We start from the raw sequence: 25,063 nt of genomic DNA, 5'->3' as shown, positions 1-25,063 counted from the left end.
GCGGGTGCGGGTGCGGAACAGCCTCCGACTCGATGAACCTGATCCGACTGATCGTTCGGAATGAGCTTCGGAGCCTGCGGCTCCGCCGTCGCGAGTGCTCATCAGCTCGCCGCCGGGGGCCTGCCAGAAGGGTCTCCGGCGGCGAGCCGCCCAGCCATGCCCTCGGGCGCTCCCGCGGCGGACTGACCGCCGAGATCCACCCCGTCGCCGATGGCCACTGCCGTCCGCATGTTTTGTCACCACGCTCGAGCAGGGCAGGTGACCCGCCTGTGTTCCCGCAGGTCGTGGCCCGCTGGGGTGTTCCGCCGCTCGACGGCCGCCCGGAGCCGCAGAATCCGCTGCGCTGCTCGACCGGTGCACAGTCGTTTAGCCAAGGGGTCCACGGGTACCGCCATAGTGTGCCGCGCCGGAGTTCCTCCTGGCGGTCCGGCCGTGGCGTTCCCGCGCACCTGAACCGGGTGGGCGGCCCGCGCAGGCGGGCCGGAGCCACAGACTCCTTCGTTCCGCATACGCGAGAGTCGGGCTGCGCGTTCCGCCTCCATCGCAGTCGCGCTGCGGTCATGCCGCGGCGCCGAAAGAAGCGATCATGAAGGCAGCGATATATGAGAGCCCGCGTACGGTCACGGTGAAGGACGTGCCGGACGCGAAGATCGAGCACCCCTGCGACATCATCGTCAAGATCACCGCCACCAACATCTGCGGTTCCGACCTGCACATGTACGAGGGGCGCACCTCGTTCGAGTCCGGTCGCACCCTGGGCCACGAGAACATGGGCCAGGTCGTGGAGGTCGGTTCGGCCGTGAGCAAGGTGCGGGTGGGCGAGTACGTGGTCCTGCCCTTCAACATCGCCTGCGGCTTCTGCAAGCAGTGCGAGCGGGGTCTGACGAACTACTGCCTGACCATGCAGCCGGAACCGGCCCTCGCCGGAGCCGCCTACGGATTCGCCGAGATGGGCGCCTACCAGGGCGGCCAGGCGGAACTGCTGCGCGTGCCGTACGGCGACTTCAACGCGCTGCGTCTGGGTGAGGACGCCGCCGAGCGGGAGACCGACTACGTGATGCTCGCCGACATCTTCCCCACCGGCTATCACGCCACCGAGATGGCCCACGTCAAACCCGGCGACCAGACGGTCGTCTTCGGAGCCGGCCCGGTCGGACTGATGGCGGCCTACTCCGCCCTCATCAAGGGCGCCGGACGCGTCTGGGTGGCCGACCACCAGCCCGACCGGCTGCGCAAGGCGGAGGAGATCGGGGCCATCCCCATCAACACCGCCGAGCAGGACCCGGCAGAAGTCGTCAAGGAAGCCACCCTCGGCCTGGGCGCCGACAACGGCTGTGAATGCGTCGGCTACCAGGCACACGACCCCCAGGGGAACGAGGACGCCGGCCTCACGCTCAACGGCCTGATCGACTCCGTGAGGTTCACCGGCGACCTCGGCGTCGTGGGCGTGTTCCTGCCCGAGGACCCGGGCGGCGAAAAGGCCCAGGGGAAGCTGGAGGCGCAGGGCAAGGTCCCGATCGACTTCGGCATGATGTGGTTCAAGGGCCAGCACATGGGCACCGGACAGGCACCGGTGAAGAGGTACAACCGGGCGCTGCGCGACCTCATCGCCGGCGACAAGGCAAAGCCGGGCTTCATCGTCTCCCACGAACTCGGCCTCGACGAGGCCCCCGCCGCCTACGAACACTTCGACGCCCGGGACGAGGGCTGGACCAAGGTAGTCCTGCATCCCAACGGACACGGCGACGGCCACAGGGGGTGAGGCTCCCGAAGTCGCTCTACCGTCTCCGAAGGACCAGGCGGCCACCGGCCAAGGCACGATCGCTGCTTCGTTGTGCCTCTCGCCTGTCGGCTCAGTTCAGGATGTGACGCTCGATCTCGCGCCATTAAGAGACGCGAGTTGACCTTTCGGTGTAGCGTCAGGTCCAGCTGTCGTGGTTCCTAGGAAATCGCCCGCGAGATTGTCAGCGGGCGATTGTGCTGTTCAAGCGAGTCTCGAAGGACCAGGGCGATCACCTCCGGTTCCCGCAGGGTGCGGGGACTGATTTCTCAACGCCTTGGAGGGCAACATGGCCAGCGGAACCGTGAAGTGGTTCAACTCCGAAAAGGGCTTCGGCTTCATCGAGCAGGACGGCGGCGGACCCGACGTCTTCGCCCACTACTCGAACATCGCCAGCTCCGGCTTCCGGGAGCTTCAGGAAGGCCAGAAGGTGAACTTCGATGTCACCCAGGGCCAGAAGGGCCCGCAGGCCGAGAACATCACCCCTGCCTGAGCCCTTCATCCTCATGGGACCCGCCTCGCGACTGCTCGCGGGGCGGGTCCCGTGCGTCAGCGTCGCTTCATCACGACGTGAGCGCGCCATCAGGGGATGAGTCCGGGGCCACAGGCCACCGGCCTTCCGTGACGGTTCAGCACCGGAAGCATGGAGATCGTTTGCCGGGTAACCCGGTCGGCTGAGAGGCGAAAGCGCCTTTGGCTGACGTACTGAGGGGTGCCCATGGTGCGCGTGATGAGGGCTGTCCGGCGACGGTCAGGGTACGAAGTCACAGCCGTGCGAAGAAGTGCGGCCCGGGCTGTGCGTTATCCGGGACCGGAGCGCGCCACCGCGGTTCAGGCACTGAAAGCGGCGGGGGCAGCGATGCTCGCCTGGGCTGTGGCTGCGTTCTGGATCGAGAGCCCTATGGCTCTGATGGCACCCTGGACCGCACTGGTCCTCGTCGATTCGACGGTCTACAGGAGTTTACGGGCCGGTGCGCAGCAGCTGGGCGTCATCTCGATCGGCGCGGTGTGGGCCTCGGTGGCCATGTATCTCACACGTGGCGGCACGCTGCCGGCCATGGCGATCTCATTGCCTCCCCTGATGCTGATGGCGGGCTACCGCAGACTCGGGGCACACGGCATCTACGGGGCGACCACCGCTCTGCTCGTGATCGCCTACGGCGCCTACCAGCCATGGCAGGTCGGCCACCGCCTCCTGGAGACACTGATCGGAGCACTGATCGGCCTGTCCGTCAACGCCTGCGTGCTGCCGCCCGTACGCCTCGACGGCGTGCGGGCCGACCTTCACACCCTGGCTGTCGAGTGCAGCGACCTCCTGCTAGCCATAAGTGACGGCCTCAGGCGCCCATGGGGCGCGGCCCAGGCCGACGCATGGGAGGACCAGGCACGCAGACTTCACCGCGGTGTCCAGGCTGTCGCCCTCGCACGGCACCTGGCTGCTGAGAGCACGCGCCTCAACCCGGGGCGGCGCATGCGCCGCGGTCACCGCACCCCCCATCCCCCACTGCGGCTGGACCGACAGTGGGAAGACGTCGTTCACCACCTCGTCGCTCTCACCCACACACTCTCCGGCGTCGCAGCCCGGTCGCACGCCCTTTCCTCACCCACCGACGCCTTCACACACGAGTACGCAGCCCTGGCCCACGATCTCTCCTGTCTCTGCGCGGACCGGGCCGAGCTGATCGCGCGGCACGACGAGGGCAGCAACGAGCAGCCGGCGCGGGCGGTGACGTCCTGGCGACGCTACGAGCAGCTGTTGGGCAAGGTGCACAACCCGGAGGACACCGAGGCCACCGCGGTCAGCGGTGGCCTCCTCGTCTCGATCTGCCAACTGCTCCTCACTCTGGCACCGGTAGGAGCGGAGAGGTGAACGCGGACGTCGCGCCCCGAACGGTGCGAGTCCACGCCGGATCGCGATGCGTGGCCCGAGACCGCATGGTGCAGAGCCGCTCAGGGGAACAATCGGAGCGCGGCGTCTCCGCTCGGCAGCTGAGGGAACACGTGCTTCATGAGCACACGAGACGCACTCCCCGGCATGGCCGACTCCTACTGGATGGCCACGGCACCAGGCACTCCATGGCCTGCGCTGGAAACCGACGCCACCGCAGATGTCGTCGTGATCGGCGCCGGTATGGCGGGCCTGAGCACGGCCTGGGAGCTGACCGCGGCGGGCCGGAAGGTGATCGTGCTGGAGGCGGACCGCGTCGCCGCAGGAGTGACCGGCTACACGACGGCGAAGCTCACCGCCGCTCATTCCCTCGTCTACGAACGGCTGCGCCGTACGCGCGGGAGGGAAAGCGCACGCTGGTACGCGGCTTCGCAACAGGCGGCGGTGGAACGCGTCGCATCGGTGGCTGAGCAGCTCGGCATCGACTGCGACTTCGAACGGGCGTCGGCTCTCACCTTCACCACGGATCCGGAGAAGCGCGCCGCCTTCGAAGCGGAGGCCGACGCGGCCGCGGATGCAGGCCTCGACGCCGGCTTCGTGACGGAGACGGACCTGCCGTTCCCGGTGACCGCGGCTGTGCGCGTCACCGGCCAGGCACAATTCCACCCGCGCAAATATCTCCTGGCCCTCGCGGACGACATCACCGCACGAGGCGGTGTCATCCACGAACGGACCCGCGTCACCGGCCTGAGTGAGGGCAGCCCGTGCACGGTGACGACCGAGCGGGGAACAACGGTCACCGCGCACGACGTCGTCGTCGCGACGCACTACCCCGTCTTCGACCGCGCTCTTCACTTCGCGCGTCTGTCGCCACGTCGCGAACTCGTGGTCGCCGCGGCTCTGCCGGTCTCCGAGGCCCCGAAGCACATGTACATCACGGACGACATGGGCAAGCGATCGGTGCGTACGGCTCCGCTCGGCGAGGACCTACGGCTGCTCATCGTCACGGGCGAGAGCTTCACTCCCGGCACGGGCGATACCGGCGAGCGCTTCCGGAGCCTGGACGCATGGATGCACGAGCACTTCCCGGTCGGCCCGACGAGCTACCGATGGGCCGCCCAGGACAACGACGTGAGCGACGGCGTGCCCCTCGTCGGCCCTTACCACCCCGGAGCGCACCATGTGTACGTGGCGACCGGATTCGGCGGCTGGGGCATGAGCGGCGGCGCCATGGCCGGCCAGTTGCTGGCCTCCCTCATCACCGGCGCCGAACCCGAATGGGCGGGGCTGTACGACCCACGCCGCCTGTGGAGCACCCTCCGCGAGGGCACGGCACTGCTGAAGCAGCAGGCGGAAGTCGCCCGGCACTTCGTAGGTGACCGGTTGAAGACGACCCATGTCGACTCGGTCGCCGAGATCGCCCCCGGCTCAGGTGCGGTCGTCCGGGTCGAAGGGCGCCGTTGCGCCGTCTACCGCGACGAGGACGGTACCGCGCACGCCGTGTCGGCGCGATGCACCCATCTCGGCTGCCTGGTCGCCTTCAACGAGGCGGAGACCGCCTGGGAGTGTCCTTGCCACGGCTCACGGTTCGGCATCGACGGCGAAGTCCTCCACGGACCCGCGCTACGCCCGCTGTCTCCCAGGAGGATCTGAGCGTAGGCCTTCGGCTCAGCGGTTGCCCAGGGCACTCACCGACGGTCCGGTCCGCCTTGATGCTTCTGGACATGCGGTGTGCGAAGGACGGCGAGAGCGGAGACGCGGTGACCCCGAACGGGGAAGTACAGGAGCAGGACGAGCAGGACGGCGCCTGACCGTGCCGGGCGCCGGCGTCCGGAGTGCCTGCCCGCCCGCCCGCGTGCGGCCCGAAGCGGTCGATGCCCGCGACGCACCGGCCGCACCACGCGGCGGGCAGCTGCACGTCGGCACAACGGCTCCCGCCGCCGTGCGCAGCGCCCGCACAGCGCTGATCCTGGCGAGGTCGGGCACGCGAACGGCGGCCCGTGAGCGGCTCGCCGGGCCGCAGCGTGAGCGGAGGGAAGACCATCATGGCGAAGAAGAACAAGAAACTCACCAAGGGCGACGACGTCACCTGGCAGAGTCACGGTCAGGATGTCGAAGGGTCGGTCACCCGGAAGATCGATGAGCGCACCGAGGCCGCCGGCCGGACCGTGGACGCCTCCGACGACGAGCCGCAGTACGAGGTGCGGAGCGACAAGACGGGCAACCACGCCGTGCACAAGCCGGAGTCGCTGCACAAGAAGAGGAGCGGGGGTGGCTCGTGAGCGGCGGGAACGACGAGGAACGGCAGGGTACGCTCGACCGCTTCGGCGAGGCGGTCAACATGACCGCCGGCGAACTGGAGAAGTGGCTCGCCACCGACCGGTCACGCGATGTGGGGCAGAGGAACGGCACCGGGGAGTCCACCGGGTCATGAGACGTGCACTGCGCGCGTCCGTGACCGCCGAGCGCGTACCCCCCGAACGGTCGTGGCTGACCGGCCGGAGAGACGCGCCCGAGCCCTCATGCCCTCACTGCGGCCGCGCCCTGGAGTCGAGCCGTGTCGCCGGCCGTCGCACGGTGTGGTGCCCGCACTGCCAGACGTGAGGCACACCAGCCACGCGGGGGGCTTCGTCGCTCGCGAGCCTTCCGCGCCCCGGCTGCCCCCGGCCTCACCGCTCCGCCGCCGCTGTTCGAGGAGCGGCTTGCCCGGCGCACGGGCGTCCTTCGGCGTGACGTCCGGTGTCCGGGAGTACCGTCGTCCGGACGCGGATCAGGCTGGAAGCAGGCTGCAGGACTATGAAAGCCGAAGGGCACAAGGGTTCATGACTCCGGGCACGTCGGCAACCTCACAGGGCGGTACGGGAAGGCTCGCTGAACTGTCCCGGTGGTGGCGGCGCGCTCTGGCCTACTCCGGCGACGAACGCGACACGCTGCTGGTGATCGGCAAGAGCGCCCTCGCCGCCACGCTCGCCTGGGTGATCGCCTACAACGTCCTCGACTCCCGCTCGCCCGCGTTCGCCCCCTTCTCCGCGGTGCTGATCATGCAGGTGACCGTCTACCGCTCGGTCCTGCAGTCACTGCGCTACGTCGGCGCGGTGGTCGCGGGTGTCCTCGTGCAGGCCGCCCTCGGCTTCCTGGCCGGCCCGGACCTGCTGACCTTCGTGCTCGTCGCCCTCATCGCCCTCACCATCGGCCGCTGGCACGTCCTGGGCGTTCAGGGACCGCAGGTCGCCACCGCCGCCTTCTTCGCCTTTTCGACCTACACCTCCTCGTCCGGAGACGCCCAGCGTGTGTACCGCCTGGGTGAAATCGTCGTTCTCGTTCTCATCGGCTGCGCGATCGGCACGGCCGTCAACGTCCTCGTGGCCCCGCCGCTGCGCTACCGCAGCGCCGAGTACGGCATCCGCAACCTCGCCCACACCCTCCACGACCTCCTCGCCGACATGTACCCGGTCCTCGCCGAAGGGGTACCCGACCGGGACACCACCGGAGGGTGGCGTACGCGCGCGGAACGTACGGGGGAGGTGATCGGCCAGGCACGGTCGCGGCTCCAGACGGCCAAGGAGAGCGGCCTGCTCAACCCGCGTCGCCTGCTTCGCCCCTACCGGGAGCACCCCGGCTTTCAGGGCTACGAGGCTGTGCTCGGCGCCCTGGAACGCACGCTCTACCAGACGGCCTCCCTCATCCGCGGTCTCGACCGGACCCTGGAGGAGGACGCGGCCCGCCAGCCGTTCCTCCAGCGCTACGCGGCATTCCTGAAGTCCGTCGCCGCGGTCGCCGAGGTGCTGACGACGCTGGACGAGACCACCCTGCTGCCGCAGGCGAAACGGCTGCGGCGCCTTGCCCACGAGGCGGAGGCACGCCGCGACGAGGTGGTCGAGGAGACCCACCGGCTGTCCGTGTCCCTCACCGATGCCTCTGCCCCGTACGGCATCCTCGTCGTCGAGGCGACGCGGCTCATGGAGGAATTCCGGTACACCGGCGAAGTCCTCCTCGAAGCTGCGAAGGACGCGGACTGAGGTCACTCCCCGCAGGACCGCCGACCACGGTTCACCGACCACCACCCGGCGCTGCCCGCACCCGGACGCCCACAGGATCCCGGGGGCCGGGGCGGCGCTCACGGCTCACTTCAGCGCGCCGCGCACACCACGCTCGCTGCCGAACCCGATCGTGACGGCCCGCTGCCCCGCTCGAGACACTGCACCGCTGCCCCGGTCAAGACGCTGGTCCCGGCTGGTTCCCGAGAATGTCCAAGGGGCCGGTTTCGGATTGCTCCGAAACCGGCCCCTGAACTACGACTCTCACGAGTCGGGACGACAGGATTTGAACCTGCGACCCCTTGACCCCCAGTCAAGTGCGCTACCAAGCTGCGCTACGTCCCGATGCGTCTCCTCCCGGTGTTCCCGGGGGGCTGCGCAGGACAAACATTACCTCACTCCGAGGACCGGATCGACGCCCGTACCTGCTGGGCGCGGTTCGCCAGCCCTTCGGCCCCGCACGCGGCGGCGAGCTTCTGGGCACGGGCGATCTCCTGCGGGGAGCGGATCGCGATCCCGTACTCGAAACGGGCCAGGGCGTGCTCGTAGGCGGACGAGGATGCCTCGAGGTGGCGTACGGACTCCGCCAGCAGGTGTGCGGCCTCCTCCGGGGGTGCGAAGAGGGCTACGCAGCGCAGGGCCTCGCCGATCGCCGTGTCCGTGCCGAAGCGTTCCGCGTGGACACGGGCGCGGGTGGCGAGCTGCGCGGCCCGGACCGGGTCGCTGTCGGCCAGGGCACGGGCCAGGTCGCCGGCCCAGGGCGCCCAGACGCCGTTGAACCGGCCCCGTGGCTCCAGGGCCGCCCCCGCGGACTCCAACTCGGCCACCGCCTCCTCCGTACGGCCCTCGGCCAGCAGGAGCCGTCCGCGTACGCACGGGGCGTCCGGCAGGACCATGGCGGTGGGGTAGGGCGGGCCGAAGTCGTACCGGTCGGCGACCAGCCGGGCCTCCGCCGTCCGGCCGCGGGCGAGCAGTGTGTCGACCAAAAGGCAGGCGGCGTCCCAGTGGACGGGCAGTCCTCGGCCGGCCCGGTCGGCGAGGCGCAGCCCCTCGCGCAGGAAGCCCTCGGCCTCGGCAAGACGGCCGCGCCGACGGTGGACGAGGCCGAGGAGGGTGTGCGCGAACGCGAGGTGCGCGCCGCTCCAGCCGGAGATCTCGAAGGCGCGTACGGCCTCGCCGAAGAGTTCCTCGGCACGGTCCGTCCGGTCGGTGAAGGCGTAGGTGATGCCGACCATCGTGGGGAGTTCGAAGCCCCACTCGGTGTCGGTCCAGCCGAGGCCTCGCGCGGGCCGGCCGTCGACGAGGGCGCGTTCGCAGAGGTCCACGACGAGTTGCGCGTTCTCACCCCGGAGCATGGCGTCGAAGGCCCGCAGGGTGAGCAGGGCGCGCTCCGCGTTGTCGCGTCCCTTGAGGTGGTCGGCGTTGCGGGCGAGCCGGGCCGAGCGTCCGGGCCCGTCGTCCTCGGCTGCCTGCATGCCCTCCCACAGGAAGTGGGCTGCCTGGAGGCGCATCAGACCGGGCCCGGGAGCGGTGCGGGACGCCTCGGCGGCCAGCGAGAGCGCGGCGTCCTTGAGCTGGTTGTTGTGGGACAGGGCGGAGGCGAGCCGGAAGGTGGCGTCGATCCGGAGTGTCTCGTCGAGGCCGGGTGTGTCGAGGGCGGCACGCAGGTGCTGCACGGTCGTGGCCGGTGAGAAGAGCAGTGTGGCGCAGCCCAGTTCGTAGAGCAGGGCTGCGCGGTCGTCGGGGCGCGGCGGCTCGTCCAGGGCGCGTTCGAGACAGCGCCTGGCGGCTTCCGGCGCTCCGACCGCCAGGTGCTGCCGTGCCGCCTCGCGAAGCTGCGCGACCAGCTCCTGGTCGTCGTCCGGGTGGACTTCGAGGAGATGGCGGGAGGCGGCGGCCGCCCCGAGTCCGGCCTGGGCGATGGCCCAGGCCGCCCGTCCGTGCATCGCGGTGCGGGTGGCCGGCGGGATCGAGCGGTAGACGGCGGTGGCGATGAGCGGGTGGACGAATTCCAGCGGGTCGAAGCCGCTGACGATACGGGCGTCCCGCAGGCGTGCCGTGCAGTCCGCCGCCTCCGCGGAGCTCATGCCGGCGAGCGTCGCGGCGAGGTCCTGGGAGATCTCGGTGCCGAGTACGGCCGCCGCCCAGGCGAAGCGGTTGGCGTTGGTGCCCAGGCGTTCCAGGCGTGCGACGAGACCGCTGCCCCGGGCCGACGCTCCGAGCTCGCGGAGGAGACCGGCGGATTCCTCGATCGGAGCCAGCTCGCGGTCCTGGGCCTTGGCGACGAGCTCGACCGCCTCGTACGGGTTGCCTCCGGTCACGGCCCAGACCTCGCGGCAGAACGGGTCGTCCGCGTGGTCGCCGAGGCCGGCCCGCACCAGGTCGGCGGTGGCCTCCGGGGTGAGCGCGCGCAACGCCACCCGGACCAGCGCCGGGTGGGCCGCTGTGGCACCGCCCTCCGGGGTACGGGCGACGGCCCAGTCCGCGTCGCGGTCGGCGAACTCCTGGGGACGGTGCGCCTGGACGACCAGCACGGGCAGTTCGGACAGCCGAGCGGTGAAGCCGGAGAGCCAGGCGAGGGATTCGCCGTCGGCCCAGTGCGCGTCGTCCACTATGAGGAGCAGCGGCCGGTGGCTGAGGCGGGAGGCGAGCCGGGACACGACGTGGTCGAGACCGTCCCTGACACCTTGCGGGTCGGGCTGCGGGCCCCGGGGAGTGGCGAGGCCCAGAGCGGGCGCGGCGCTGTCGAACCAGTCGCCGAACAGGACGCGGAGCTCGTCGGCGGGGAACCGGTCGAGCGCGGGCTGGAGCAGTTGGCGTACGACGTGGAACGGGACCGAGGTGACCGTCTCACCGCCGCGTGCGGACCACACGGTGCAGCGGTCTGCGGCCATCGTCTGGATCTCACCGAGCAGCGCGGTCTTCCCGATGCCGGCCTCCCCGCTGAAGACCAGCAGCCCTCCGGCTGCTTGCGCGCCGCAGAGGGCGTCCACCGCCTGTGCGGCGGCGGCGAGTTCCGGTTCGCGCTCGTACAACGGCCGGGACGGCTTCATGCCTCCCCTTCCCAGGGTGGTTGCGGAGGATCCGAGCCTATCCGCGCGCGGGTGCTCACGGGCAGGGTTCGCGTGGTTCTCCGCAGGTGCGAGGCACAATCGGGGGGTGGACGAATCTCGCAGGGACCGCGACGAGGAAGGGCGGGCGCGCAACGCGCGCCCCCGGGACGGGCTGGGGCGCCCCCTGCCGTACGGGACTCCGGGGGTGGAGCGCCAGCCCGAGGGTGTGGTCCGCTCGGCCGACGAGACGGTGCGCGAGGCCCAGCGGCTGCTGGACGCGGGCATGCCGTTCCATGCCCACGAGGTGTTCGAGGACGCCTGGAAGTCGGGGCCGGAGGAGGAGCGCGAGCTGTGGCGGGGCCTGGCCCAGATGGCGGTGGGACTGACCCACTCCGCCCGGGGCAACGCGGCCGGTGGAGCACGGCTGTTGAGGCGGGGCGCCGCAGCCGTCGAGGGGTTCCGGGTGTCCGGTCCCCACGGGATCGGTGTGGACGCGCTCATCGGCTGGGCCCGGGAGCTGGCGGACCGGGTGGACCCCGTGGAGCCGAAGGACGCGGAGGCAGGGGCCGGGGCCGCGGGCGGAGCCCCCGTGCGCGCGGCGGCCGTGGACGCGGCGGCGGAGGCACCACGGTTGCGGCGCGGGGACCGGGCCGGAGAGTGAACGTCTGCGTGCGATAGGTTTTGCACCTTCCTGACGGCGTGTTGACCGCGCCTGTCATGTTGCTGCTCCATGCCTCGACCACTCGCTCAGGAGACGGACGCCCCGATGACCGACATCATCAACGGCCTCGGCCGTGCCACCGCATACGGGGCCCTCGGCGTCGTACTGCTCGTACTCGGCATATTCCTCGTAGACGCCCTGACGCCGGGCAAGCTCGGCCGGCAGATATGGGAGGAGCGCAACCGCAACGCCGCGCTGCTCCTCAGCTCGGCCCTGCTGGGCATCGGCGGCATCGTGTTCACGTCGATCTGGACGACGTACGAGGACTTCGGCAAGGGACTCGCCTCCACCGCCGCGTTCGGGCTGCTGGGCCTGATCATGATGGCGGTGGCGTTCCTCGTCGTGGACCTGGTCACGCCCGGGAAGCTGGGGGCCACGCTCGTCGAGCGTGAGCCGCACCCGGCGGTGTGGGTGACGGCGTCCTGCAACCTGGCGGTGTCCGCGATCGTGTCGGCCTCGATCGCCTGATCACGCGGATGTTCCCCGCGGACCGGTGAATTCGACGGTGCGCACCCATTACGATCCGGCGTCATGAGCACTTCTGACCAGGACCAGGACCAGCACCAGGACCAGCACGAGCACCAGGAGCAGGAGCAGGCCCGCGAGCGGGACGCGGAGCCGGACGAGAGCCCCGAGGAGATACCCGGGCCCGCCGCGCGGGAGGGGAGGCTGACGCCTCGTCAGGCGCGGCGGCTGCGGATCCTCCTCTCCTCGGTGGGCATGGCGGCGATGGCCGTCGTCCTGGCCCTGCGGATAGCGAGCCGCTCGTCGGTACTGGTCGTCGGGGTGTACGGACTGGCGCTCATCCTGTGCGGTGTGGTGATCGAGCTCAGCAGGAACGGCCGTACACGGCTCGGCAGTTGGCTGCTGGGGGTCGGCCTGGTGGCGGCCGTCGGCGCTGACTGGCTGCTGATCCCCTGAGCGCTCCCCCACCGGCCGGTTCCCCGGGAGCCTCCGCCCGGACGGTCACGACGCTGTGATCCGTACGGACGCGCCGTCCGGGTCGACCCGGTCGGTCCAGTCGGCGGCGAGAGCGAACGGCCGGCCCGGCAGGGCGGGCAGCAGGAGTCGCTGGCGGTGGAGTTCGCGTCCGTTCTGCGAGACGACGAGCAGCGGGCGGGGCAGTCGCCTCTCGGTGCGCAGCACGAACCGGTCCCCCGGCGGACGCGCACCGTCCGGTCCCGTGACGTTGGGGGCGATCCACCGCAGGGGGGCGTCGACGACCAGGCGCCGTCCGGCTCCGGGCGGATCCTCGGTTCCGGCCAGGCGGTGCAGCACGGACACCGCCACGGCCCGGCCCTCCTGGGCCGCGAACCCCGCCCGCTCGACGGCGTGCAGCAGATTCCCGACGGCGAAGACGCCCGGCCGCGAGGTGCGGAACGCGGCGTCGTAGGCCGGGCCGAGGGTTCCGGGGTCGAGGTGGAGGCCACCACGCCTGGCGAGTTCGTGGTCGGGGACGAAGTCGCCCGTCAGGACGACGGTGTCGCAGCGCAGCGTGGTGGTACGCCCGTCGTCGTGGCGCAGCGCCACCCCGGACAGCCGGGTCCTGCCGGTGAGCCCGGTGACGGTGGCGCCGGTGAGCAGGGGGACGTGCCGGCTCCGCAGCCGGACGGGGAGGGGCTGACGGTCGGTGACGACGGCGACCACGTGGACCCCCGCGGCGCGCAGGGTGGCGACGGCGGCACGGCTGACGGGCTCGTCGCCGACGACGACGGCCCTGCTGCCGATCCACTGTCCGTGCGCGTGGACGGCGCGCTGGAGCTCTCCGGTGGTGTAGACACCGGGCGGCCGGGTGCCGGGGATCAGACGGGCACTGCGCGGCCGTTCACGGGCGCCGGTGGCGAGGACGACGGCCCGGGCGGTGATCCGTCCCGGCCCGGCGGGCCCGGTGGTCTCGACGGTGCGGGGTCCCGCCCAGCCTGTGACGGTGACCCCGGTGCGCAGCTTCGCGCCCGCCTCCACGGCGGCGGCCACACTCCGCCGGGCGTAGGCGGGTCCGCTCGTCCCGCCCCCGGTGTACGCGGACCCGGTCGCCGCCGTCCAGGCGTACACCGACCGCTCCAGGCGCCCGCCGAATCCCGCGTGGTGGCAGTGGCGCGGGACGCCGCCCGCCTCCTGCTCGCGTTCCAGGATCTCCACGCGGCCCGCGCCGGCCGCGGCGAGTTCCGCTCCGGCCGCGAGACCCGCCGGCCCCGCGCCGATGATCAGGACGTCGGTCGTGCGTTCGCTCCCGGTCATGGTCGCGCCTCCTCGAACAGGGCGCGGACGGCCGCGCCGCAGTAGAACCCCTGGCACCGCCCGCCCCCGGCGCGCGTGCGGCGCCTCAGGCCGTCCAGGGAGTGCGGCGGGATCGTCGCGGACAGCGCGTCCCGGATCTCTCCGAGCGTGACCTGTTCGCAGTGGCAGACGATCGTGCCGTACGCCGGATCGCCGGCGATCAGTGCGGCGCTCCGGTAGGGACGGGGAAACGCCTCGCCCAGGTTGGGCATCGTCAGTGGCGGGAGTGCGCGCGGCTCGCCGGCTTCCAGGCCGGTGGCCCTGAGCAGTCCCATGACGTGCCGGGCGATCGCCATGGACGCGGTGAGGCCGGTGGACCGGATGCCGCCCACGGCGACGTAGCGCAGGCCGGGGTACTCCTGGATGCGGTAGTCCTCCTGCCCGGTGGCGGCACGCAGGCCCGCGTAGACGGCGGTGACCTCCTCGTCCAGCAGCGCGGGGACGATCCGGCGGCCCTTCTCGCGCAGGAGGCGGAGCCCGTCGGCGGTGGACCCTGTGGCGGTCTTGTCGTCGACTTCCTCCGCGGTGGGGCCGAGGAGGACGTTGCCGAAGACGGTGGGTGCGACCAGGACGCCCTTGCCCGCCGGGCCGGGGACCGGCAGGAGGATGTGCCTGACGAGGTCCCGGGCCAGCTTGTCGAAGACGATGAGCTGACCGCGCCGCGGGGTCACGGTGAACACGTCGTGGCCGAGGAGCCGGTCGATCTCGTCGGCGTACAGCCCGGCGGCGTTGACGAGGTGGCGGGTGCGCAGCGGACCGCGCGAGGTGGTGAGCACATGCCCCCCGGCATCGCCTGCGACGCCCTCCACACGGCAGTTGAGGTGGAGGTGGACGCCCGCGCGGACGGCCTGGGTGGCGAAGGCGAGCGGGGTGGTCCACGGGCAGATGACGCTCTCGTCGGGAACGTCCAGCGCGCCGAGCGCACCGGGTCCCAGACGGGGTTCACGCTCCCGCAGTTCGTCGGCGCCGATGATGCGGGACGCGTGGTAGCCGTTGCGTTCGGCCTTCGCCCGCAGCCCCGGCAGCGCGGCGAGCTGGTCGTCGTCCCAGGCCACGAGGAGGGCGCCGACGCGCTCCACGGGGATGCCCGTCTCCGCCGCGTAGGCGGCGAGGAGTTCCCGTCCCTCGCGCACCAGGCGGGCCTCCAGTGAACCGGGGACGGCGTCGAAGCCGGTGTGCAGGATCGCGGTATTGGCCTTCGACGTGCCGTTGCCGATGTCGTCGGCGGCGTCGATCAGGGCGGCGCGCAGATCATGGCGGGCCAGTTCGCGGGCTATGGCCGCGCCGACGACGCCCGCGCCGACGACGGTGACGTCGTAGGTGTTCTCCGGGTCCCGGTCCGAGGGCAGCGGGCCGGCCGTGGTGAGGGTGAGGGTCACGCGCGCTCCAGCAGGCTGTCCACCGCGGCCCGGAAGCCCGCGAGGCGTTCCCCCGCCTCCTCCGGGCCGATCCGGGGCTCGTACACGGCGGAGGGCCGCCATGCGGGGACCGCACGGCTCGGCGTCAGCCGCGGGTCGAGGCCGAGCCGTGCCACGACTCCGGCCCCGAGTGCGGTCACGTCGGGCAGCGCCGAGACCTCGACCGGCCGTTGCAGCAGGTCCGCCTGGGTCTGCATGAGCAAGGAGGAGCGGGTCAGGCCGCCGTCCACCCGCAGCGTGGTGAGTGGTGCGCCCAGGTCGTGGGCGACGGCGTCGGCCAGGGCGACGACCTGCGCGGCGATGCCCTCGCACAGGGCCCGGACCAGGTGGCCCGCGGTGGTGTCGAGGCCGAGGCCGGTCACCGAGCCCCGCAGGTCGCTGCGCCACCAGGGGGCGGCGAGACCGGCGAGCGCCGGGACGAAGGTGACCCCGCCGGTGCCCGGGACCGAGGCGCCCACCGGGTCGAGGTCCGCGGCTCCGGAGATCACCCCGAGGTCGGTGAGCCAGCGCACGGCGGAGGCTGCCGTGTAGACCTGGCCGTCGAGGCAGTAGTCCGTCCGGCCGCCGAGGCGCCAGGCGACGCAGCTGACCAGGCCGGTGGAGCCGGTGCTGGGCCGCCCGCCGGTCTGGGCGAGGAGGAACGCCCCGGTGCCGTAGGTGCACTTGGCCTGTCCGGGCTCCAGGGCGTTCTGGGCGAGCAGCGCGGCCTGCTGGTCGACGAGGAGGCCGGTCAGGGGAATCTCCCCGCCGAACGCGGTGGTGGTGCCGACGGCACCGGCGCAGTCGACGACGGCGGGCAGCCGCTCGTCGGACAGGCCGAAGATGTCCAGGGCCCGGGGTGACCAGGCGACGTCGTGGAGGCCGAGCAGCTGGGTGCGGCCCGCGGTGGCCGCGTCGGTGACGAACGCCCCGGTCAGCTGGTGGATCAGCCAGGAGTCGCTGGTGGTCACCACCCCTTCCCGGGTCAGCTCACGGCGTATCCACGCCATCTTGGGCGCGGCGAAGTACGGATCGAGCGGGAGCCCGGTCAGCAGCTTCAGCTCTTCTCCGTGTGGGGCGAGCTCACCGCAGAGTCCCGCCGCACGCCGGTCCTGCCAGACGACGGCACCGGTCAGTGGTCTGCCCGTCGCGGGATCCCAGGCCAGCACCGTCTCCCCCTGGTTGGCCAGTCCGACGGCAGCCACGGGTTCGGCGGCGTCCGCCACCGCCTGCCGGCCGGCGTCCAGGACGGATCCGATCAGCTCGGCGGGATCGGTCTCCACGAGGCCACCGGCGCCGTGGTGCGGGCGCACGGGCGCCGAACCGGAACCGATCACCCCTCGCTCGGGACAGATCACCAGCGCCTTCGATCCGGACGTCCCCTGGTCGATGGCGAGTACCGGTCCTGTCAATCGACGCTCCAGCCGTACGGGCCGCCCGTGCCGGGCGGAATCGTGATCATCTGGTCCCTCCGCCCACAGTCGTGCAGACCACGTCGCGCGTCAACCCTCTCCGGAACATCCCGTCGCCATTCAGAACATCCCGCCTTGAGCCACATATGAGCGTCAACGTCCTGCGTAAAAGCATCACTTGAGTAAGATCCACGAAGTCGCCCGACGGGCTGCGCGGGGAGCTCTACACTCACCGCCCAGTGGACAACCGGACGATGACCAAAGGATGTTCACGACCGGAACGCCCAACCCCCCACGCCGCTAGAGGATTCATGACGAGACGAACCTGTGCCGTGCCCCGGTGCCCGGCTCACCGCCCCGCCCCCACCACGCTTTCAGGGGCGGGGCGTATACATGGCTGCCGGTGATTTCCGACCGGTCTACCACCCCGCGGGACACGACCACCCCCTGCGTGTGGCGTTACAGGACCTGCGTACCGGCCGTTGGCTCGCCATGCGGAATCTGCTGGAGAGCACACCGGACTGGGCGCTCTGGACGCAGCGGACCCAGGTCCTCGGGGCCGTGGCCGCGGGTTCGGACACGGTGCACGCCTGGCTGGCGGAGGAGCCCCGGAGTGTCGCGGCGACGGTGATGCACGCCCGGGTGACCGTGGAACGGGCCGTCCGTGCCCACCGGGAGAAGCGCCCCGGCGCCCAGGGGTTGTGGCAGGAGGCGTGGCAGGGGTGCCGCTCCGCCGCGCACGCCTCACCCGGCGACCCGGTGCCCTGGGTCTGCCTGCTCGCCCTGTCGCAGATCGACGAAGGGCAGCGCCTGGAGGAGCACCGGCTGCTCCCGCCGGGCCCGATGCTGTTCCCCGGGCCCTGGGGACTGCTCGCGGAGGCGGACAAGCGCGATCCGTTCAATCGCGAGGCCTACCACCGGATGCTGCAGTTCGTCTACGCGAGACAGGCGAGCGGCACGCTCTCGGAAGCCGTCAACTTCGTCCAGTGGGCGGCCTCTTCCGCCCCGGAGGGCTCCGCTCTCCATGTCCTGCCGCTGTACGTGCGGGTGGAGCGCTACCGCCGTGAACACGGTAACGAACACGCACTGGACCTGCACTGGGTCACCGAGGACGGCGAGCGCGACGCCCGCCGTGCGCTCGGTGTCTGGTTCGCCGCGGCCGACCCGGCCACCCGGTCCCTTCTGGATCTCAACCATCTCGCCCACGCGCTGTGGGGCTCGCTCCGGTTCGCCGAGGCCGCGCCGGTGTTCCGGGCGATGGGCCCCTACTACACCTCGGCCCCATGGGCCCACCGCACGCGCACACCTCATGATCCGGCCGGGGCCGAGGACGTGTTCCTGCGGGCCCGCGGCCGCTGTCTGACCGCCGGGCCCGATCCCGGCAGAGAGCCGCACGGCTGACGGGCCGGCGCGTGCGTTCCCCAGGAGGATCCACGCACCCGGCCGGAACCCCATGTACGTTCCCGTCCCCCCATCCCCCACCCGGAGGTCATCTCCATGTCCATATCCGCCTCGACCCAGTCGGGCACGGAGCCCGTGCCGCAGAAGGACGAAGAGCAGCGGCTGCGTGAGCTCGGCTACCAGCCGGTGCTGGCCCGTCGCATGGGCGGCTTCGGCAACTTCGCGATCAGCTTCTCCGTCATCTCGATCCTCTCCGGCTGCATGACCCTCTACGGCTTCGGCATGTCGACCGGTGGTCCGGCCGTGATGCTCTGGGGCTGGGCCGGTGTCGGCCTGTTCGTGCTCTGTGTGGGCATGGCCCTGGCCGAGGTCACCAGCGCGTACCCGACGTCGGGGGCCCTCTACTACATGGCCGACCGGCTGGGCGGCCGCAAGTGGGGCTGGTACACCGGGTGGCTGAATCTTCTCGGTCTGCTGGGTGCCATTGCCGGAATCGACTACGGAGCGGCGCTGTTCACGGGCGCACTGCTCAACCTGCAGTGGGGGTTCGATCCCACTCCCGGCTCCACGATGCTGATCTTCCTCTGCATCCTGCTCCTGCACGCCGTGCTGAACCTCTTCGGCGTACGCCTGGTCAGCGTGCTCAACTCGATCAGCGTCTGGTGGCACCTGGCCGGTGTCGCCGTGATCGTGACGGTGCTGGCGATCGTGCCCTCGAACCACCAGTCGCCGTCGTTCGTCTTCACCGAGTTCGTCAACGGCACGGGCTGGGAGAACCCGATCTACGTGGCGGCGATCGGTCTGCTGCTCGCGCAGTACACCTTCTGCGGCTACGACGCCTCCGCCCACCTGTCCGAGGAGACCTCCAACGCGTCCGTGACGGCGGCCAAGGGCATCGTCCGGGCCATCTGGGTCTCCTGGGTCGCCGGGTTCGTCCTGCTGGCCGGGCTGACGTTCGCCATCCAGGACTACGCGGGCACGCAGAACAGCGCCACCGGGGTACCGCCGGCCCAGATCCTGATCGACGCACTGGGCACGGCGGGCGCCACCGCCATGCTGCTGATCGTCATCGCGGCCCAGCTCTTCTGCGGCAACGCCGAGGTGGCGGCCGCGAGCCGGATGGTCTTCGCCTTCAGCCGTGACAACGCGCTGCCGGGCTCCGCCCTGTGGCGCAAGGTGAGCGCGCGTACCCAGACGCCCGTGCCCGCCGTGTGGCTGTCGGTCGCGGTCGCCGCCCTGCTGGCGGTGCCCTCGCTCTACTCGGCGACGGCGTACGGGGCGGTCACGGCGATCAACGTCATCGGGATCACGCCGGCGTACGCCATCCCGATCTATCTCAAGCTGCGCGCCGGTGACCGCTTCGAGCGCGGCCCCTGGCATCTGGGCCGCTGGTCGAAGCCGGTCGGCTGGATCGCCGTGACGTGGGTCGCGATCGTGACCGTGATCTTCCTGCTCCCCCAGTCCTCGCCGGTGACCATCGACTCGATGAACTACGCGTCGATCGCCCTGGTCGTCGTCCTGGTCCTGGCCACGGTCTGGTGGTTCGTCGCGCGCCGCACGTACAGCACTCCGGCCGCGTACGGGAACGCCCGTGAGCAGGCGGAGATCGCCGAGGGCATCGTCTGACCGCCCCTCCCCCGGGCGGTCCTCAGCGCAGCAGCAGCTGGAGGCCGCCCAGGACGGTGGCTCCGATCACGATCCGGTCGAAGAGCTTCTGGTTGATCCGCCCGACGCAGGCGCGGCCCAGCCAGGCGCCCGGGACGACGAACAGCACCAGGGCGGCGTCCAGCAGCAACGACTGCGCGTCGATCAGGCCGAGTCCCACGCTGAAGGGGACCTTGGAGGTGTTGACGATCAGGAAGAACCACGCCGACGTTCCGAGGAAGCCCAGTTTCCGGAAGCCCGCCGACAGCAGGTAGAGCGACATCACGGGGCCCCCGGCGTTAGCGACCATGGTGGTGAAGCCGCCGAGCACCCCGTAGGAGCGGGCCTTGAACCGCCCGCCGCGTGAGGGGCCGTCCTCGTCCTCCCCCTCGGTGGCCGGCACGGGCCGCTCACGCCGGCGCCAGAGGGTGACACCCGCCATGAAGAGGAGGATCGCGCCGATCGATGTGCGTACGGCGCCGTCGTCGGCCCACAGCATGAAGACGGTGCCCGCCACCACACCTACGGCCACGGCGGGGAACAGCCGCAGCAGGGTCGGCCAGTGGGCGTGACGGCGGTAGACCAGCACGGCGAGGACGTCGCCCGCGATCAGGATCGGGAGCAGCACCCCGGTGGATTCGCGGGCCGGGAGGACGGCCGCGAAGACCGCCAGGCTGATCGTATTGGCACCGCTGACCGCCGTCTTGGAGAAGCCGACGAGGGTCGATGCCGCGGCGAGCGCGGCCAGTTGCCAGAGTGTGAGGGTATCCATTCCAGCTCAGATGGTAGACACATCTTCCTGTCGGCGGATCATCGTTCCATCCTGTGACCTTCCCGGGAGCGAGTCCCTCGCTATGCTGCGATCGCTCACGTAAGCGTTCAAACGAACATCGCACAGCGGTAGGCAAGGGGGCCAGCATGCGGGAGCCGGTCGACGCGAGGCGCACGCGCATTCTCGCGGTGGTGCACGCACGGGGCGCGGTCAAGGTGAGCGCGCTCGCCTCCGAGCTGGAGGTCTCGATGGTCACGCTCCGGCGGGACGTGGAGGAGCTCGCCAGGACGGGGATGCTGCGGCGCGGGCACGGCGTGGTCCGGCCGATGGGCGGCACCGGGCCGGTGACGCCGGAGCCGGCCGCGCGCGGCGGCGAGCCCGTCGGCGAGGGGGCCGCCGTCGGCCTGGTCGTCCCCGAGCGGCACTCCTACCTCCACGAGACGCTGCACGGCGCCAGGACGGCGCTGGAGGAGGCGGGCGCGCGGATCACCCTGCACATCGCCCCGCAGATGGCCGGGGCCGAACGACCGCAGGTGGAAAGGGCCCTGGCCGCCGGCGTGCGCGGTCTGCTGATCGCCCCGCGGTGGCGCAGCGCGGCAGGCGAGGAGGCGGACTACGCCTGGCTGGCCGACGTGGGGGTGCCCACGGTCATGATGGAACGGCGGCCCCGGGCGGGCAGCGTGCTGCACGCCATGGACACCGTGTGCACCGACCACTGGTACGGGATCCACCTGGCCGTGGACCACCTGGTCTCGCTCGGCCACCGCCGGCTCGTGCTGGCGGCCAGGAACGACAGCCCCACGGCGCGCGCCATACGGGCCGCGTTCGCCGAGATCGCCTCCGCCCGGCCCGAGGTGGAGGAGTGGTCGGTGGTGCTGAGTTCGCCGAACGCGGGCCCCGGGGAGCCCGGCACGCTGGAGGAGGCCCCGGACCTCACGGCGCACCTGCGGGAACGAGGCGTCACCGGCGCCGTCCTGCACGGCGACGAGGACGCCCTGATGCTGGTCCAGCGGCTGACGGAGAACGGCATCGAGGTGCCGCGGGACTGCTCGGTGGTGGCGTACGACGACGTGGTCGCGGCCCTGGCCAGCACCTCCCTCACCGCAGTCTCCCCGCCGAGGGCCGAGATCGGACGGGCCGCGGCCGAACTGCTCCTGTACCGGCTGGGCCGGCCGGCCGGCACCACCGGTCCGGTGCGCAGGACGGAGCTCCTGCCCCGTCTCGAAGTACGCGGATCGACGGGGGCGTTGCCCCGCCAGGCCGACTGATCGATTGAACACTTCACGCTTCTTTTGATCGATCTATTGACCGCGATCGACCAGCCGATCAGTATTCCCCGTGTCTCGAATCAGGAGCCGCGGGAGGCGCACATGCCTGGTCGACAGAGCCGTCGATCCGTGCTCGCCACGATCGCCGCACTGCCTCTGACAGGCGCGCTCAGCGCCTGCGGAGGTGGTGGCGGAGACACACGATCGGGTAGCACGAGCAGTACCGGCAGGACCGTCAGCAGCAGGACGGGCAAAAAGACACGCATCACCTTCTGGTCGGCCCTGCGGGGCAGCCAGGAGGTCGTGGACGCGTTCAACCGCGGTCACGACACCATCGAGGTCGATTTCCAGCAGGTCCCCGGAGGGGCCCAGGGCGGTTACGCCAAGCTCAGCAACGCCGCCCGGGCGGGCAACGCCCCGGACATCGCCACCATCGAGTACCCCCAGGTCCCGGGCTTCGCCATCGACGGGGTCTGCCGTGACATCACGGACCTGGTCGGCGAGCGGCTGCGCGCCAGGCTGCTGCCGCAGGCCCTGGAGCTGACCACCTTCGAGAAGCGGGTGTTCAGCGTCCCGCTCGACGTGGAGCCGATGGTGCTGCACTACCGCACCGACCTCTTCGAGCGGTTCGGGCTGAGCGTCCCGCGCACCTGGGCGGACTTCGAGGAAGCGGCGAGGGCCGTCCGCCGCAAGGGCGGTGAGCGCAGGATGGCTCTCTTCCCGACGGACGGGGACACCCAGCTCGCCGCGTTCGCGTGGCAGGCGGGGGCCCAGTGGTTCGACACCTCCGGCGGCGCCTGGAACCTCTCGCTGGCCGATGCGCCGACCCGGCGGGTGTCCGCCTACTGGCAGCGGCTCACCGACCAGGACCTGGTGTTCATGAACGCCGTGGAGAGCAGGCAGAGCGACGTCCAGATCGCAGAAGGCCTGGTGCTCAGCCGGCTCAGCGGCGCATGGGACGCCGGTGCCCAGATGAAGGCCCGCCCCGCGCAGAAGGGCCTGTGGAAGGTCGCCCCGATGCCCCAGTGGGACCCGGCCGACCCCGGTGTCGGGACCCACGGCGGATCGACGTTCGCGATCACCAAGGACTGTGCGGACCCCGAAGCCGCCATGGAGTTCGTCGAATGGCAGGTCTCGCACCCGGACGCCCTGCGCGCCCGCCTCTCCAGCGGGGCGAGCAGCCAGTACCCCGCCGCGCCCGGGCTGGTCGGCGTGGGCCGCAAGGCCTTCGACCGCACGTACTACGGCGGCCAGGACATCTACACCCTCTTCGAGCAGGAGGCCCGCAGGATCCGGCCCGGCTGGGTCTGGGGCCCCCGGATGTCGGCCACCGGAAGGATCATGAAGGACGGACTGGCGCGGGCGAGCGGGAGCCAGGGCTCCATCCTCGGAGCGGTCCGTGCGGCGCAGGAGGGAACGATGCCGGATCTCAAGGCGCTCGGCCTCTCCACCACCCAGCGCTCCACCTGACCGGTGATCCGCATCCCCTTCCCAGCAGCAGAGAGGCAGGTGACACCCATGACCAGCGCCACCCCCGTGTCCGTGGCCGCGGACGCCCCCGCTCGGCCGTCCCCGAAGACCCCGGCCGCCGCCCCGCCCGCGCCCGCGGGCCGCAGGTCCGCCCGTCGGCGTGAACTCGGAGCCTGCGGCGTCCTGATGACTCCGTTCTTCGTCCTTCTGGTGACCGTCTTCCTGATCCCGGTCGGCACCGCCGTCTACCTGAGCTTCTTCAGCGACGACCAGCCCGGGCTCGGCTTCGGGCCGGAGCGCACGGTCTTCGCCGGAGTCCGCAACTACGCCGCCGTGCTGGCGGACCCGACCTTCCTCGGCGGCCTCGGGGTCGTCGCCCTGTACTGCCTGGTCTACATCCCGCCGATGGTGGCCGGCGCCCTCGTCCTGGCGCTGCTGCTGGACTCCGGCGTGGTCCGGCTGCGGGCCACCGTCCAGCTCGCGCTCTTCCTGCCGCACGCCGTGCCGGGCATCATCGCGGCCCTGATCTGGCTGTACCTGTACACCCCCGGCATCAGCCCGGTCATCGACCTGCTCGGCAGGGCCGACATCACCGTCGACTTCCTCGGGGTGCACACGGTGCTCCCGTCCATCGTGAACATCGCGCTGTGGAGCAACCTCGGCTACAACATGATCGTGTTCTACGCCGCGCTGCAGGCGGTCCCGCGCGAGGTGATCGAGGCGTCGGTCGTCGACGGCGCGGGCCCCGTCCGCACGGCCCTCCAGGTCAAGACCCCCCTGGTGCGTTCGTCGATCGTGATGGTCGCGATGTTCACCCTCATCTTCGCCCTCCAGCTCTTCACCGAGCCGATGCTGCTCAGCCAGTCGACGCCGATGATCAACTCGCGTTTCTCCCCCAGCATGTACATCTACGACGCCGCGTTCACCCGCAACAACTACGGCCTCGCGGCGGCGGCCTCGGTCGTCCTGCTGCTGTGCACGATCGCGCTCTCCTACGGCGTCACCCGCTGGACCAACCGCTCCAACGCCGCCGAGGAGGGCGCCCGATGAGCGCGTCGACCGTATCCCGCACCGCCGCACCCCTGCGGCCCCGGCTCCTCGGGCGCTCCGTCGTCAATCTCGTGGTGCTCGTGTCGGTGATGTACACCCTGCTGCCGGTGCTCTGGCTGGTGCTCGCCGCCACCAAGAACAGGGACGCCCTGTTCAGCAGCAACATCCTGTCGCTGAGCGACTTCTCCTTCGTACAGAACCTGAAGGACCTGTTCGCGATGGACGGCGGGCTGTTCGGCCGCTGGTACGGCAACAGCCTGCTGTACGCGGTTCTCGGCGCGGCCCTCGGCGCGCTGATCAGCATCGCGTGCGGGTACGCCTTCGACAAGTACCGCTTCGCGCACAAGGAGAAGCTGTTCGGACTGGTGCTGGCCGCCGTCATGGTGCCGCAGACGGTGCTCGCCCTGCCGCTCTACCTGATGGCGTCCGGCGCCGGTCTGGTGAACACCTTCTGGGCGGTCTTCGTCCCCGTCCTGTTCAACCCGTTCGGGGTCTACCTCGGCCGGATCTTCAGCCAGGGATACGTGCCGGACGAGGTGCTGGAGGCGGCCCGGATGGACGGCGCCGGCGAACTGGCCGCCTACTTCAAGGTGGCGCTGCGCATGCTGGGCCCGGGGCTGGTCACCGTCTTCCTCTTCCAGCTCACCGCCATCTGGAACAACTTCTTCCTGCCCATGGTGATGCTCTCCGACCAGGACCTGTATCCCGTCAGCCTCGGCCTGTACACGTGGAACAGCTCCGCGTCCGTGTCGCCCGAGTACTACCCCGCCGTGATCATGGGCTCGCTGCTCGCGGTGGTGCCCCTGATCCTCGCCTTCGCCCTGCTCCAGCGCTTCTGGCGGTCCGGCCTGACGGCGGGCGCCGTCAAGTAACCGTGCCGCCCCGCCCGGACC

The 25,063-nt window shown here is 71.2% G+C and carries 22 protein-coding genes and 1 tRNA gene; 17 read left to right on the top strand and 6 right to left on the bottom strand.

Annotated features, from left to right (window positions below):
- The first annotated feature begins 586 nt into the window (after positions 1–586).
- The 8 genes from ACIRJR_RS19700 (at position 587) to ACIRJR_RS19665 (ending at position 7,687) form a co-directional block, all read left to right on the top strand.
- Positions 587–1,762, top strand: a complete 1,176-nt coding sequence (locus ACIRJR_RS19700) for a glutathione-independent formaldehyde dehydrogenase (RefSeq protein ID WP_403782124.1) — start codon at positions 587–589, stop codon at positions 1,760–1,762.
- A gap of 307 nt (positions 1,763–2,069) precedes the next feature.
- A complete protein-coding gene (locus tag ACIRJR_RS19695) occupies positions 2,070–2,273 on the top strand; it encodes a cold-shock protein (RefSeq protein WP_010982331.1) in 204 nt (67 codons plus the stop codon).
- 225 nt (positions 2,274–2,498) lie between these two features.
- Complete coding sequence (locus ACIRJR_RS19690; RefSeq protein WP_403782121.1) at positions 2,499–3,650, top strand: aromatic acid exporter family protein; 1,152 nt, start codon at positions 2,499–2,501, stop codon at positions 3,648–3,650.
- 138 nt (positions 3,651–3,788) lie between these two features.
- Positions 3,789–5,321 carry an FAD-dependent oxidoreductase gene (locus ACIRJR_RS19685; protein ID WP_403782118.1) on the top strand — a complete coding sequence of 511 codons (1,533 nt, stop codon included), beginning with the start codon at positions 3,789–3,791 and terminating at the stop codon, positions 5,319–5,321.
- 392 nt (positions 5,322–5,713) lie between these two features.
- Positions 5,714–5,950 (top strand): DUF2945 domain-containing protein, encoded by a 237-nt coding sequence (locus ACIRJR_RS19680; protein ID WP_403782115.1) that lies wholly within the window; start codon positions 5,714–5,716, stop codon positions 5,948–5,950.
- Positions 5,947–6,102: a DUF3140 domain-containing protein gene (locus ACIRJR_RS19675; RefSeq protein WP_403782112.1), complete on the top strand. Its 156-nt coding sequence runs from the start codon at positions 5,947–5,949 to the stop codon at positions 6,100–6,102. Before ACIRJR_RS19680 ends, ACIRJR_RS19675 begins: the two co-directional genes overlap by 4 nt.
- Positions 6,099–6,272, top strand: coding sequence for a zinc finger domain-containing protein (locus tag ACIRJR_RS19670; RefSeq protein WP_403782109.1), 174 nt, complete (start codon positions 6,099–6,101; stop codon positions 6,270–6,272). Before ACIRJR_RS19675 ends, ACIRJR_RS19670 begins: the two co-directional genes overlap by 4 nt.
- A 218-nt stretch (positions 6,273–6,490) precedes the next feature.
- Complete coding sequence (locus ACIRJR_RS19665) at positions 6,491–7,687, top strand: aromatic acid exporter family protein (RefSeq protein ID WP_403782106.1); 1,197 nt, start codon at positions 6,491–6,493, stop codon at positions 7,685–7,687.
- Positions 7,688–7,976: 289 nt separating this feature from the next.
- Here ACIRJR_RS19665 and ACIRJR_RS19660 read toward each other — a convergent pair.
- Positions 7,977–8,050 (bottom strand) — tRNA-Pro (locus tag ACIRJR_RS19660).
- 50 nt (positions 8,051–8,100) lie between these two features.
- Complete coding sequence (locus ACIRJR_RS19655; protein WP_403782102.1) at positions 8,101–10,758, bottom strand: ATP-binding protein; 2,658 nt, start codon at positions 10,756–10,758, stop codon at positions 8,101–8,103.
- Between the two features lie 106 nt (positions 10,759–10,864).
- Here ACIRJR_RS19655 and ACIRJR_RS19650 point away from each other — a divergent pair, with 106 nt between their 5' ends.
- From ACIRJR_RS19650 to ACIRJR_RS19640, 3 genes are all read left to right on the top strand, one after another.
- On the top strand, positions 10,865–11,419 hold the full coding sequence (locus ACIRJR_RS19650; protein WP_403782099.1) for a DUF309 domain-containing protein: 555 nt from the start codon (positions 10,865–10,867) through the stop codon (positions 11,417–11,419).
- 105 nt (positions 11,420–11,524) lie between these two features.
- Positions 11,525–11,947 (top strand): DUF350 domain-containing protein, encoded by a 423-nt coding sequence (locus ACIRJR_RS19645; RefSeq protein WP_403782096.1) that lies wholly within the window; start codon positions 11,525–11,527, stop codon positions 11,945–11,947.
- A gap of 63 nt (positions 11,948–12,010) precedes the next feature.
- Positions 12,011–12,400: a hypothetical protein gene (locus tag ACIRJR_RS19640; RefSeq protein WP_403782092.1), complete on the top strand. Its 390-nt coding sequence runs from the start codon at positions 12,011–12,013 to the stop codon at positions 12,398–12,400.
- A gap of 45 nt (positions 12,401–12,445) precedes the next feature.
- On the opposite strand, the gene ACIRJR_RS19635 is transcribed toward ACIRJR_RS19640, so the two are convergent.
- The 3 genes from ACIRJR_RS19635 to ACIRJR_RS19625 are packed head-to-tail and all read right to left on the bottom strand — an operon-like array spanning position 12,446 to position 16,565.
- Complete coding sequence (locus tag ACIRJR_RS19635) at positions 12,446–13,717, bottom strand: FAD-dependent oxidoreductase (protein WP_403782089.1); 1,272 nt, start codon at positions 13,715–13,717, stop codon at positions 12,446–12,448.
- On the bottom strand, positions 13,714–15,135 hold the full coding sequence (locus ACIRJR_RS19630; RefSeq protein ID WP_403782086.1) for an FAD-dependent oxidoreductase: 1,422 nt from the start codon (positions 15,133–15,135) through the stop codon (positions 13,714–13,716). The genes ACIRJR_RS19635 and ACIRJR_RS19630 overlap by 4 nt, the downstream gene beginning before the upstream one ends.
- On the bottom strand, positions 15,132–16,565 hold the full coding sequence (locus ACIRJR_RS19625) for an FGGY family carbohydrate kinase (RefSeq protein WP_403782082.1): 1,434 nt from the start codon (positions 16,563–16,565) through the stop codon (positions 15,132–15,134). The genes ACIRJR_RS19630 and ACIRJR_RS19625 overlap by 4 nt, the downstream gene beginning before the upstream one ends.
- A gap of 393 nt (positions 16,566–16,958) precedes the next feature.
- On the opposite strand from ACIRJR_RS19625, the gene ACIRJR_RS19620 reads away from it, so the two are divergent.
- Positions 16,959–17,966 carry a hypothetical protein gene (locus ACIRJR_RS19620; RefSeq protein WP_403782079.1) on the top strand — a complete coding sequence of 336 codons (1,008 nt, stop codon included), beginning with the start codon at positions 16,959–16,961 and terminating at the stop codon, positions 17,964–17,966.
- 96 nt (positions 17,967–18,062) lie between these two features.
- Positions 18,063–19,592, top strand: a complete 1,530-nt coding sequence (locus tag ACIRJR_RS19615; RefSeq protein WP_403782076.1) for an amino acid permease — start codon at positions 18,063–18,065, stop codon at positions 19,590–19,592.
- Between the two features lie 22 nt (positions 19,593–19,614).
- Here ACIRJR_RS19615 and ACIRJR_RS19610 read toward each other — a convergent pair whose 3' ends face one another.
- A complete protein-coding gene (locus ACIRJR_RS19610) occupies positions 19,615–20,382 on the bottom strand; it encodes a sulfite exporter TauE/SafE family protein (protein ID WP_403782073.1) in 768 nt (255 codons plus the stop codon).
- Between the two features lie 146 nt (positions 20,383–20,528).
- On the opposite strand from ACIRJR_RS19610, the gene ACIRJR_RS19605 reads away from it, so the two are divergent.
- The 4 genes from ACIRJR_RS19605 (at position 20,529) to ACIRJR_RS19590 (ending at position 25,042) form a co-directional block, all read left to right on the top strand.
- The gene (locus ACIRJR_RS19605) at positions 20,529–21,650 is read left to right on the top strand and encodes a substrate-binding domain-containing protein (RefSeq protein WP_403782070.1); all 1,122 of its coding nucleotides are present in this window, start codon (positions 20,529–20,531) and stop codon (positions 21,648–21,650) included.
- 102 nt (positions 21,651–21,752) lie between these two features.
- The gene (locus ACIRJR_RS19600) at positions 21,753–23,120 is read left to right on the top strand and encodes an ABC transporter substrate-binding protein (protein WP_403782067.1); all 1,368 of its coding nucleotides are present in this window, start codon (positions 21,753–21,755) and stop codon (positions 23,118–23,120) included.
- A 48-nt stretch (positions 23,121–23,168) separates the two neighbouring features.
- Complete coding sequence (locus tag ACIRJR_RS19595) at positions 23,169–24,170, top strand: carbohydrate ABC transporter permease (RefSeq protein WP_403782064.1); 1,002 nt, start codon at positions 23,169–23,171, stop codon at positions 24,168–24,170.
- Positions 24,167–25,042, top strand: a complete 876-nt coding sequence (locus ACIRJR_RS19590; RefSeq protein ID WP_403782061.1) for a carbohydrate ABC transporter permease — start codon at positions 24,167–24,169, stop codon at positions 25,040–25,042. The genes ACIRJR_RS19595 and ACIRJR_RS19590 overlap by 4 nt, the downstream gene beginning before the upstream one ends.
- The last annotated feature ends 21 nt before the right edge of the window (positions 25,043–25,063 follow it).

This window comes from Streptomyces sp. NPDC102402, from assembly GCF_044765765.1.
In the GTDB taxonomy this organism is placed as follows: Bacteria; Actinomycetota; Actinomycetes; order Streptomycetales; family Streptomycetaceae; genus Streptomyces.
This window is presented reverse-complemented; position numbering and strand designations above follow the sequence as displayed.